Below are 9,994 nucleotides of genomic sequence, written 5' to 3'. Positions count from 1 at the left end.
CATGGCCCGAAAGGCATGGGAGGGGCCCCTTCGCGTCACCTCCCTCCTCCGCCTTGCCGGGCTTGCCCCTCGCCCCGCTCCTTCCTCCGCCCCACTTATGCGCGCGACCTCTTATGCGCCCACTAGCGTCCTTCGTAAGTGATGTGGGTCCTATGCCCGGCCTCACATCGGCCGCCCTGCAATCTCACCAATCGTTGCTCAAGCAATTCGGAGGGTGAGGAGTCGGGATACGAGCCCCCGAGAGCGCCCGCACCGGCCCTGCCGCGCGGCAGGGCGGCCCGACGGCAGGGCCTAGGCCCCGAGCCCCGAGCGGCAGCCGTCCACAGGCCGATACGGCGTACGCGTCCCGCTTGTACGGTGAGGCCATGAGCCATCGCCCACCGTCGGGCCTCGCAGCGGTGAGTGCCGCGCTCCTCGCCATGAGCCGGCCACTCGAAGTGCGCGACGTCCTGAAGACGATCGTCGCCTCGGCCCGCGAACTGCTGGACGCCGAGTACGCCGCGCTGGGCGTCCCCGACGACCACGGAGGTTTCGCCCAGTTCGTCGTCGACGGCGTCAGCGACGAGCAGTGGAGGGCCATCGGCCCGCTGCCCCGGCAGCACGGCGTCCTCGCCGCGATGCTCCACGAGGCGCGGCCCGAGCGCCTGGCCGACGTCCGGAAGGACCCCCGCTTCGAGGGCTGGCCCGCAGCCCACCCCGACATGTCCGACTTCCTCGGCCTGCCCATCCGGGACGGCGACGCGACCCTCGGCGCGCTCTTCCTCGCCAACAAGCGCTGCCCGAAACCGGAGGGCAGCTGCGGTTTCACCGCCGAGGACGAGGAACTGCTGTCGATCCTCGCCCAGCACGCGGCGATCGCCCTCACCAACGCCCGGCTGTACGAACGCAGCCGGGAACTGACCATCGCCGAGGAGCGCTCCAGGCTCGCCCATGAGCTGCACGACGCCGTGAGCCAGAAGCTGTTCTCGCTGCGCCTCACGGCCCAGGCGGCCACCGCCCTGATCGACCGCGACCCGGTCCGTGCCAAGGGAGAGCTCCACCAGGTCGCCGCGCTCGCCGCCGAAGCCGTGGACGAACTGCGCGCGGCCGTCGTCGAACTGCGCCCCGCCGCCCTCGACGAGGACGGCCTCGTCGCCACGCTGCGCACCCAGATCCAGGTCCTGGACCGCGCCCACACGGCCCGGGTCACCTTCACCGGCAAGGGCGTTCGCGCCCTGCCCGCGGCCCAGGAGGAAGCGCTGCTGCGGGTCTCCCAGGAAGCCCTGCACAACGCCCTGCGCCACTCGGGCGCCGCACACGTCGACGTCACCCTGACCCGGCACGGCAACGGCACACGGCTGCGCATCACGGACGACGGCGGCGGCTTCGACCCCGAGGCGACCAGGCAGGCGGGCCGCCACCTGGGCCTGGTGTCGATGCGGGACCGCGCGAGCGGGGTCGGCGGAAGGCTCACCGTTGAATCGGCGCCCGGCAAGGGCACCACGATCGAGATGGAGATACCCGGTGGCTGAGAAGATCATCAGGGTGCTGCTGGTCGACGACCATCAGGTGGTCCGCCGCGGTCTGCGTACGTTCCTGGAGATCCAGGACGACATAGAGGTGGTGGGCGAGGCGTCCGACGGCGCCGAGGGCGTGGCCAGGACCGAGGAACTCCGTCCCGATGTCGTCCTGATGGACATCAAGATGCCCGGAACCGACGGGATCGAGGCCCTGCGCAGACTCCGTGGGCTGGCGAACCCGGCCAAGGTCCTGATCGTCACCAGCTTCACCGAACAGCGCACCGTCGTGCCCGCCCTCCGGGCCGGGGCCTCCGGCTATGTGTACAAGGACGTCGACCCCGACGCCCTGGCCGGGGCGATCCGCTCGGTGCACGCCGGACACGTGCTCCTCCAGCCGGAGGTCGCGGGAGCCCTGCTCACCCAGGACGAAGGCGGCGGCGGCACGGGCCGGGGGAGCACCCTCACCGAACGGGAACGGGAAGTACTGGGCCTGATCGCCGACGGCCGCTCCAACCGCGAGATCGCACGAGCCCTGGTCCTCTCCGAGAAGACCGTCAAGACCCACGTCTCGAACATATTGATGAAGCTGGACCTCTCGGACCGGACCCAGGCGGCCCTCTGGGCCGTACGGCACGGGGCGGCCGGCTGAGCCGAGCGGCACCGCTACCGGGCACACCCCGACGGTGCACGCGCCCGCGACCGGGTACCGCCGGCGGGACGCACCGCGGACGATGCGCGCGTCGCGGACCGTGTGCGCGCCGCGGGCGGACGCCGTCGCAGGCTGCGCACCGCGGCGGGAGACCGCCGGTCGGTGCGCGCGCCGTCCGTCCGGCGGGAGGCCCGGCCACGCGGACGCGACCGTCCCTCCCGCGTCCCCGGGTCCTCCCGTGTCCTCGGGCCCTCCCGCGTCCCCGGGCCGGGCGCCGGACCGCGGACCGCCCCGCGGCGGCGGCGCCCTGCGGACCTACCGATCCCGCTCGCGCTCCTCCACACAGGCGTTGTACGCGGCGACCTGCGCCCTCCGGGCCACCCGCTCGACCGGCCGCAGTGCCTCCGCACGTGCCGCGATCTCCGAGGCGCTCACCGCCCCGCCGTGCGCGTTCCCGTACGCCACCGAGATCAGCAGCCCGACCCGTTGTGCCAGCTCCAGCACCCGCACCGCGCGCGGCGGATACCCCGGAGCCAGCACCTCGCGGCTCCGCTCCGCCCGCGCCCGGTACGCGTCCACCGCCGCCTCCGCCATCGGCCCGGAACCGGCCACGTCCAGCCGCGACAGCACCTCCGTCGCGTCCCGCAGCGCCTCGGCGAGCTCCCGCTCCGCCTCGCCCAGCGACGGCACATCGGCCGGCGGAGCCTCCCGTACCGGCAGGCAGTGCCACACCACCTCGATGTGCAGATCCCCTTCCGGCCCCCGCTCGCTCACCTCGGGAACCAGCCCGTACGGGGCACCGGAGGCGATCACAGCCTCCTCCGCCTCCAGTGCCCGCGCGTTGAACTCCGGCGGACCGCTGAGCCCCAGCGGATGCCCCGGGGCGGGCAGTGCGACCCGGAACCCGCTCACCCCCAGGGCGCGCAACCGCCCGAGCGCCAGTGTCAGCCCCACCGGCCCCGCCTCGCCCGGCAGTCCCTCCACGCGGTGCACCGCGTCCTCCCCGACGATGGCGAGCACCGCGTCGTCCGGGGACACGAGTCCCGCGAGCAACGCGTTTCCCCAAGCGGCCAGCAAACCTGAGCGTGGTTCCGAAAGCATGGGGACAGCCTAGGGAACAGGCGGGCGGCCCGGGGGCACTCGGGCCCAGCGCCGGGCACACTCCCGTGGTGGCGTAGATTTCCCTGGGAGCTGTGCCCACAGGCACGCGACGACCTCGACACTGCATGGGGAGACAACGCGCCATGAGCGATGTACTGGAGCTGGTGGACGTATCCGTGGTCCGCGACGGACGTGCTCTGGTGGAAGACGTCTCCTGGCAGGTCAAGGAGGGGGAGCGCTGGGTCATCCTCGGCCCGAACGGTGCGGGCAAGACCACCCTCCTCAACATCGCGTCCAGCTACCTCTTCCCGAGCACCGGCACCGTCGGCATCCTCGGTGAACAACTCGGCGGTGTCGGCACCGATGTCTTCGATCTCCGCCCCCGCATCGGCATGGCGGGCGTCGCCATGGCCGAGAAGCTGCCCAAGCGCCAGACGGTCCTGCAGACCGTGCTCACCGCGGCGTACGGCATGACCGCCACCTGGCACGAGAACTACGAAGCCGTCGACGAGGAGCGCGCCCGCGCCTTCCTCGACCGCCTCGGCATGAACGAGTACCTCGACCGCAAGTTCGGCACCTTGTCCGAGGGCGAGCGCAAGCGGACGCTGATCGCCCGCGCCATGATGACCGACCCCGAACTGCTGCTCCTCGACGAGCCTGCGGCGGGACTCGACCTCGGCGGACGCGAGGACCTGGTCCGCCGCCTCGGCCGGCTGGCCCGCGACCCCTACGCCCCCTCCATGATCATGGTCACCCACCACGTCGAGGAGATCGCCCCGGGCTTCACCCACGTCCTGATGATCCGCCAGGGCAAGGTGCTCGCCGCCGGGCCCATGGAGACCGAGCTCACCTCGCGCAACCTCTCCCTCTGCTTCGGCCTGCCGCTCGTCGTCGAGCGCACCGGCGACCGCTACACGGCCCACGGACTCCCGCTGTCCTGAGACGCCCGTCCTGAGACGCCCGTGCCGAGGCGTCCGACCTGAGGCGTCTCTCCCGGAAGCAGCGGGAGCCGCCGACAGCCCGACGACCGCCGCCCACCCCCGGCTGCCGTCGCCCACCGCCGGCCGTGGGCCGCCCGGGCCGTGGGGCCTGTCCGCTTGCGCACTGTCCGTGAGGGCACTCGCGGTCCTACCATGACCACGTGGACATCGACGCGTGGGTGTGGTGGCTGATTGGCGCGGCGGGACTGGGCATTCCGCTCGTCCTGACCGCGATGCCCGAATTCGGCATGTTCGCCGTCGGAGCGGTCGCCGCCGCGGTCGTCGCGGCGCTCGGCGGCGGCATCGTGGTCCAGGTGCTGGTGTTCCTCGTGGTCTCCGTGGCGCTCATCGCCGTGGTGCGCCCGATCGCCACCAGGCACCGCGCCGACCGGCCCCAACTCGCCACGGGCATCGATGGACTGAAAGGCCGTCAGGCGGTCGTCCTGGAACGGGTCGACGGCAACGGCGGCAGGATCAAGCTGGCCGGCGAGATCTGGTCAGCCCGGGCACTCGACGGGGACCAGAGCTTCGATCCGGGCCAGCAGGTCGATGTCGTCGACATCGACGGAGCAACAGCAGTCGTCATGTGACCGAATCACCCCCACCGCAGCGCGCGTTCTGTCAGACTCGAAGTCGATCATCATGAGATCGAGGTCGCATCCGTTTTCGACCTGCACTCGATCTCGACCTCGATCACCCGCGATCCGTCGGCAACCGAAGGGCAATGAGGAACCACGATGCAACCGATCATCATCGTCCTGATCATTCTGGTGGTGCTCGTCTTCATCGCCCTGATCAAGACGATCCAGGTCATTCCGCAGGCCAGCGCCGCCATCGTGGAGCGCTTCGGCCGCTACACCCGTACGCTCAACGCGGGCCTGAACATCGTCGTTCCGTTCATCGACACGATCAGGAACCGCATCGACCTGCGTGAACAGGTCGTTCCGTTCCCTCCTCAGCCGGTGATCACCCAGGACAACCTGGTCGTCAACATCGACACCGTCATCTACTACCAGGTGACGGACGCCAGGGCCGCCACGTACGAAGTCGCCAGCTACATCCAGGCGATCGAGCAGCTCACCGTCACCACCCTCCGCAACATCATCGGTGGCATGGACCTGGAACGGACGCTGACCTCCCGCGAGGAGATCAACGCCGCGCTTCGCGGAGTCCTCGACGAGGCGACCGGCAAGTGGGGCATCCGCGTCAACCGCGTCGAACTCAAGGCGATCGAACCGCCCACCTCCATCCAGGACTCGATGGAGAAGCAGATGCGCGCGGACCGCGACAAGCGCGCCGCGATCCTCCAGGCCGAAGGAACCCGCCAGTCCGCGATCCTCACCGCGGAGGGCGAGAAGCAGTCCGCCATCCTGCGCGCCGAGGGTGAGGCCAGGGCGTCCGCCCTGCGGGCGGAGGGCGAGGCCCAGGCCATCCGTACGGTCTTCGAGTCCATCCACGCCGGTGACCCGGACCAGAAGCTCCTCTCGTACCAGTACCTCCAGATGCTGCCGAAGATCGCCGAGGGCGATGCCAACAAGCTCTGGATCGTGCCCAGCGAGATCGGTGACGCGCTGAAGGGCCTGAGCGGCGCCTTCGGCAACCTCGGCAACGGCGCCCCCGGATTCGACACCGGCGGCAAGGAGCGCCGGGAACAGCCCCCGGTCGAATGATGCGTACATGCCCTCGTGCATGATCGGTGCACGACGCATCGACCATGCACGGGGGAGTCGCCATGACCATCTGGGAGATGCTCGCCGTCTTCGCGGCGGGCATCAGCGCCGGTGCGATCAACACGATCGTCGGATCCGGAACGCTGATCACCTTCCCGGTGCTGCTCGCCACCGGGCTGCCCCCGGTCACCGCCACCGTCTCCAACGCGCTCGGCCTGATCCCCGGCTCGATCAGCGGCGCCATCGGCTACCGCGCGGAACTCGCGGGGCAGAGCCGCCGGGTCCGCAGGCTCGCCGTCGCTGCCCTGATCGGCGGTCTCACCGGGGCCACGCTCCTGCTGTCCCTGCCGTCCACGGCCTTCGAGACGATCGTGCCGGTCCTGGTGACGCTGGCCCTGATCCTGGTCATCCTGCAACCACGCATCAGCAGGGCCGTCCAGCGACGACGCGAGCACAACGGCGGTCCCACCCGCACCGACGGCGGCCCCCTCCTCTTCACCGGGCTGATGCTCGCCAGCGTCTACGGCGGCTACTTCACCGCCGCCCAGGGGATCATCTACCTCTCCCTGATGGGGATGCTGCTCGACGACACGATGCAGCGGCTCAACGCCGTCAAGAACGTCCTGGCAGCCGTCGTCAACAGCATCGCCGCGCTCTTCTTCCTCTTCGTCGCGGACTTCGACTGGACGGCGGTCGTACTGATAGCGGTCGGCTCCGCACTGGGCGGCCAGATCGGTGCCAAGGTCGGCCGCCGCCTCAGCCCCACCGTCCTGCGCACCCTCATCGTCGTGGTCGGCACGGTCGCCATCGTCCAGTTGCTGCTCCGCTGACACGGCCGACACACAGGAAGCCCGCCCTCGCAGGAGGACGGGCTTCCGCACGATTCGACGCGTACGTCCCGGTGGGTGCCGTGCGTACGCCGACTACGCGGCGGCGTGATCCAGCCATTCCGGCAGCGCGGACCGGTCGTCGGTCCGCATCGCCAGCAGCATCGCCTCCGCGGGGGAGGGGACGAACGGCTGCCGCAGCAGCGGCATCCCGGCCTGCTCCGGAGTCCGGGCCGCCTTGCGGTGGTTGTCCTCGGCGCAGGACGCCACCGTGTTCAGCCAGGTGTCCTGGCCGCCCTGGGCCCGCGGCACCACGTGGTCGACGGTGCTCGCCCGCCGTCCGCAGTACGCGCACCGGTGCTGGTCCCGTATCAGCACGCCCCTCCTGGACCACGGGGCCTGTCTTCGGAACGGCACCCGTACGTACCGGCAGAGTCTGATCACCCTGGGCACCGGGATGTCCACGGCGGCGCCACGCATGCGGAGATCCGGGTGGGACTGCTCGACGACGGCCTTGTCCTGCAGCACCAGCACCACCGCACGGTTCAGCGTCACCGTCGACAGCGGCTCGAAGCTCGCGTTCAGCACCAGCGTGTCCCGCATCTCGCCCACCTCCCGTGTGCCGCCCGCCCCCTGGCAGGCCCGGAACAACTCTGGCCGGGCAGGCTGTGAGGGACAACGCAATAAAAATGCCCTGCCCCGATCGCTTCAGGACCAGGGCAGGGCGAACAACGGGGGAACTCTGGGTTCCGGCGACCTCTCGGGCGGCCCGCCCGGGGCGGCCTCCCGGTGACGGCTCGGCGCCTACGCGGCCGGGGCCTCGTACTCACCGATCAGCTGGGCACGCCCCAGCGTGTGGAATCGCAGATTGAACCCGACGACCGCGGGCGACGTGTCGCTGTCGACCCCGAGCTTCTCGCTGTCGACGGCGTAGACGGTGAAGACGTAGCGGTGGTTCTCGCCGGCCGGCGGCGCGGCGCCGCCGAAGTCCTTCGTCCCGTAGTCGTTGCGGACGTGCACGGCCCCGGCGGGCAGTCCGGCGAACTCCCCGCTGCCCGCACCGGCCGGCAGCTCGGTGACCGAGGCCGGGATGTCGAAGAGCACCCAGTGCCAGAACCCGCTGCCCGTGGGCGCGTCGGGGTCGAAGCAGGTCACGGCGAAACTCTTGGTCTCCGCGGGGAATCCCTCCCACCGCAACTGCGGCGACGTGTTCCCGGCCGCCAGTACCTGCGCGCCGGCCAGCACGGCCCCGGGGGCGAGATCGTCGCTCACCACCGTGAACGACGGCACCTCGGGATGGAAGTCGTGCGGCAGCGGCGCCCTCTTCTGCTCGGTCACGTCAGCACCTCTCCTGATCGCCCTGCCGCCGTCGGCAGGTCTTTCCCCGACCCTAGTGCCGTGGCCGGCGATGTCCGCGGGGCTGACAGCGCCGGCCACGGCACCGGATTTTCAGAACCAGTTGCGCCGACCGCCGACCTCGGCGAGCCACTGGTTGAGGTACGCCGCCCAGTCCGTCGTGTGGAAGTCGTTCAGCCCGACCTTGAAGGAACGGTAGGTGTCGCTGCCCTCGCTGAAGAGTCCCGGCTTCTTGTCCATCTCCAGGACGACGTCCATCTCGCGGTCGTCCGCGACGAACGACAGCTCCACCTGGTTGAGCCCGCGGTACTGCTGCGGCGGGTAGAACTCGATCTCCTGGTAGAAGGGCAGCCGCTGGCGCGTACCGCGAATGTGGCCGCGCTCCATGTCCGCGCTGCGGAAACCGAAACCGAGTCGCCCGAAGGCGTCGAGAATCGCCTCCTGGGCCGGCAGCGGATGCACATTGACGGGGTCCAGGTCGCCGGAGTCCACCGCCCGCGCGATCTGCAGCTCCGTGGTCACGCCGATGTGCATGCCGTGCAGGTGCTGACCGGCGAACATCGTGATCGGCGTCTCCCACGGGATCTCGAGCCCGAACGGAACGACGTGCACCGCACCGGCCTGCACCTGGAACGCGCCACCGAGCCGGAGCTTGGTGAACTCGATGTCCTGCTTGGTCTCCGTGTCCTGCCCCTCGACCTCTACCCGGGCCTGCAGCCCCACGGAGAGCCCCTCGATCTGCTGATCCACGCTGCCGCCCTGGATCCGCACCTCGCCCTGGACGACCCCGCCCGGTACGACGTTGAGTTCGCTGAGCTCGGTCTCCACCGAAGCGCCGCCGGCGCCCAGGCTCGCGAGCAGCCGTTTGAAGCCCATGTTCTCTCCTCCTAGATCCTGACCTCTAGATACGCGCCAGGACCGCGGTCAGTTCCCGGTACCCTCGAACGTCATGACCGAGGGTCTGGAACGTACACCGCTCACCCGCGACTTCTTCGACCGCCCCGTACTGGACGTGGCCCCCGACCTGCTGGGCCGGATCCTGGTCCGCACCACACCCGACGGCCCCATAGAGCTCCGCCTCACCGAGGTGGAGGCGTACGCGGGCGAGGCCGACCCCGGATCGCACGCCTTCAGGGGCCGCACTCCACGCAACAGCGTCATGTACGGACCGCCCGGTCACGCGTACGTCTACTTCACATACGGCATGTGGCACTGCCTCAACCTGGTGTGCGGCCCGGAAGGCAGGGCCGGCGGTGTCCTGCTCCGCGCGGGCGAGATCCAGGTGGGCGCCGAACTCACCCGGGTACGCCGGACCTCCGCCCGCAACGACGAGGAACTGGCCAAAGGGCCGGCCCGACTGGCCACCGCCCTCGACATCGACCGCGCGCTCGACGGCACCGACGCCATCGCCCACCCCGGCAACGCGCTGCACCTGCTGCATGGCACCCCACCGCCCCGTGACCGGGTACGCAATGGTCCGCGTACCGGAGTCGGTGGCGACGGAGCCGCACATCCGTGGCGGTTCTGGATCGACGGCGACCCCACGGTGAGCCCCTACCGGGCCCATGTGCCACGCCGCCGCGCAACTTGACTCGCCCATGCGGACCACCTAATGTGGTCCGAGCCGTTTGAAACGGGCACTGTTGTCGATGCGATCGATAGGATCGATCGAAGCAACCCAAAACGGCAAACCACTACCTACGACACACACCCTCAGGGTGCGTTTTCGGGATGCCGTAATTTCGGATTGATTTGGCTCGATTATGAGCGGTCCGAGAAATCGGTTAACGTAGTGGCCGCACCGAAAGGTGAAGGCTCTCCAACGGCCGCCGGAATTGAAATTCGGACCGGAAACGGAACGGAAAAAGAATCTGGTAAGGTTGGAACCGCCGAAAGGGAAAAGCGCGAAAGC

12 protein-coding genes are annotated in these 9,994 nt (G+C 70.0%); 8 read left to right on the top strand and 4 right to left on the bottom strand.

The features are described from left to right. Positions 1-365: 365 nt before the first annotated feature. Together ACFYXM_RS36420 and ACFYXM_RS36415 are read left to right on the top strand one after the other, a co-directional pair. On the top strand, positions 366-1,511 hold the full coding sequence (locus ACFYXM_RS36420; RefSeq protein WP_389296063.1) for a GAF domain-containing sensor histidine kinase: 1,146 nt from the start codon (positions 366-368) through the stop codon (positions 1,509-1,511). After that, the gene (locus ACFYXM_RS36415) at positions 1,504-2,148 is read left to right on the top strand and encodes a response regulator (RefSeq protein ID WP_389296062.1); all 645 of its coding nucleotides are present in this window, start codon (positions 1,504-1,506) and stop codon (positions 2,146-2,148) included. Before ACFYXM_RS36420 ends, ACFYXM_RS36415 begins: the two co-directional genes overlap by 8 nt. 315 nt (positions 2,149-2,463) lie before the next feature. On the opposite strand, the gene ACFYXM_RS36410 is transcribed toward ACFYXM_RS36415, so the two are convergent. After that, positions 2,464-3,249 (bottom strand): hypothetical protein, encoded by a 786-nt coding sequence (locus ACFYXM_RS36410; protein ID WP_389296060.1) that lies wholly within the window; start codon positions 3,247-3,249, stop codon positions 2,464-2,466. Positions 3,250-3,392: 143 nt separating this feature from the next. On the opposite strand from ACFYXM_RS36410, the gene ACFYXM_RS36405 reads away from it, so the two are divergent. The 4 genes from ACFYXM_RS36405 (at position 3,393) to ACFYXM_RS36390 (ending at position 6,729) form a co-directional block, all read left to right on the top strand. Beyond that, a complete protein-coding gene (locus ACFYXM_RS36405) occupies positions 3,393-4,190 on the top strand; it encodes an ABC transporter ATP-binding protein (protein ID WP_389296059.1) in 798 nt (265 codons plus the stop codon). A 200-nt stretch (positions 4,191-4,390) separates the two neighbouring features. Further along, complete coding sequence (locus ACFYXM_RS36400; RefSeq protein ID WP_073788349.1) at positions 4,391-4,819, top strand: NfeD family protein; 429 nt, start codon at positions 4,391-4,393, stop codon at positions 4,817-4,819. Between the two features lie 147 nt (positions 4,820-4,966). Beyond that, complete coding sequence (locus ACFYXM_RS36395; RefSeq protein ID WP_351525028.1) at positions 4,967-5,899, top strand: SPFH domain-containing protein; 933 nt, start codon at positions 4,967-4,969, stop codon at positions 5,897-5,899. A 62-nt stretch (positions 5,900-5,961) separates the two neighbouring features. Further along, positions 5,962-6,729 (top strand): sulfite exporter TauE/SafE family protein, encoded by a 768-nt coding sequence (locus tag ACFYXM_RS36390; protein ID WP_389296057.1) that lies wholly within the window; start codon positions 5,962-5,964, stop codon positions 6,727-6,729. A 93-nt stretch (positions 6,730-6,822) separates the two neighbouring features. Here the strand turns inward: ACFYXM_RS36390 and ACFYXM_RS36385 are convergent, their stop codons facing one another. The 3 genes from ACFYXM_RS36385 to ACFYXM_RS36375 all read right to left on the bottom strand — a co-directional run bounded on the left by ACFYXM_RS36385 (position 6,823) and on the right by ACFYXM_RS36375 (position 8,958). Beyond that, on the bottom strand, positions 6,823-7,329 hold the full coding sequence (locus ACFYXM_RS36385) for an HNH endonuclease (RefSeq protein ID WP_073788343.1): 507 nt from the start codon (positions 7,327-7,329) through the stop codon (positions 6,823-6,825). A gap of 201 nt (positions 7,330-7,530) precedes the next feature. Further along, a complete protein-coding gene (locus tag ACFYXM_RS36380; RefSeq protein WP_389296055.1) occupies positions 7,531-8,064 on the bottom strand; it encodes a YbhB/YbcL family Raf kinase inhibitor-like protein in 534 nt (177 codons plus the stop codon). A 111-nt stretch (positions 8,065-8,175) separates the two neighbouring features. Further along, positions 8,176-8,958 carry a sporulation protein gene (locus ACFYXM_RS36375; RefSeq protein WP_389296053.1) on the bottom strand — a complete coding sequence of 261 codons (783 nt, stop codon included), beginning with the start codon at positions 8,956-8,958 and terminating at the stop codon, positions 8,176-8,178. A gap of 73 nt (positions 8,959-9,031) precedes the next feature. On the opposite strand from ACFYXM_RS36375, the gene ACFYXM_RS36370 reads away from it, so the two are divergent. Further along, positions 9,032-9,673, top strand: a complete 642-nt coding sequence (locus ACFYXM_RS36370; RefSeq protein ID WP_389296050.1) for a DNA-3-methyladenine glycosylase — start codon at positions 9,032-9,034, stop codon at positions 9,671-9,673. Positions 9,674-9,694: 21 nt separating this feature from the next. Then, the coding region (locus tag ACFYXM_RS36365; protein WP_389296048.1) for a hypothetical protein at positions 9,695-9,994 on the top strand (300 nt) is incomplete at its 3' end.

Origin of the sequence: Streptomyces sp. NPDC002476, from assembly GCF_042889785.1 — a bacterium.
Taxonomy (GTDB): Bacteria; Actinomycetota; Actinomycetes; order Streptomycetales; family Streptomycetaceae; genus Streptomyces.
The sequence above is the reverse complement of the archived record's forward strand: the minus strand, read 5'-3'. Positions and strand labels throughout refer to the sequence as shown.

Bases quoted from the DNA above. Each gene is read 5' to 3' on its own strand.
- ACFYXM_RS36390 (WP_389296057.1), top strand. From the start codon at position 5,962: ATGACCATCTGGGAGATGCTCGCCGTCTTCGCGGCGGGCATCAGCGCC.
- ACFYXM_RS36385 (WP_073788343.1), bottom strand. From the start codon at position 7,329: ATGCGGGACACGCTGGTGCTGAACGCGAGCTTCGAGCCGCTGTCGACG.
- ACFYXM_RS36410 (WP_389296060.1), bottom strand. From the start codon at position 3,249: ATGCTTTCGGAACCACGCTCAGGTTTGCTGGCCGCTTGGGGAAACGCG.
- ACFYXM_RS36405 (WP_389296059.1), top strand. From the start codon at position 3,393: ATGAGCGATGTACTGGAGCTGGTGGACGTATCCGTGGTCCGCGACGGA.
- ACFYXM_RS36395 (WP_351525028.1), top strand. From the start codon at position 4,967: ATGCAACCGATCATCATCGTCCTGATCATTCTGGTGGTGCTCGTCTTC.
- ACFYXM_RS36420 (WP_389296063.1), top strand. From the start codon at position 366: ATGAGCCATCGCCCACCGTCGGGCCTCGCAGCGGTGAGTGCCGCGCTC.
- ACFYXM_RS36375 (WP_389296053.1), bottom strand. From the start codon at position 8,958: ATGGGCTTCAAACGGCTGCTCGCGAGCCTGGGCGCCGGCGGCGCTTCG.
- ACFYXM_RS36370 (WP_389296050.1), top strand. From the start codon at position 9,032: ATGACCGAGGGTCTGGAACGTACACCGCTCACCCGCGACTTCTTCGAC.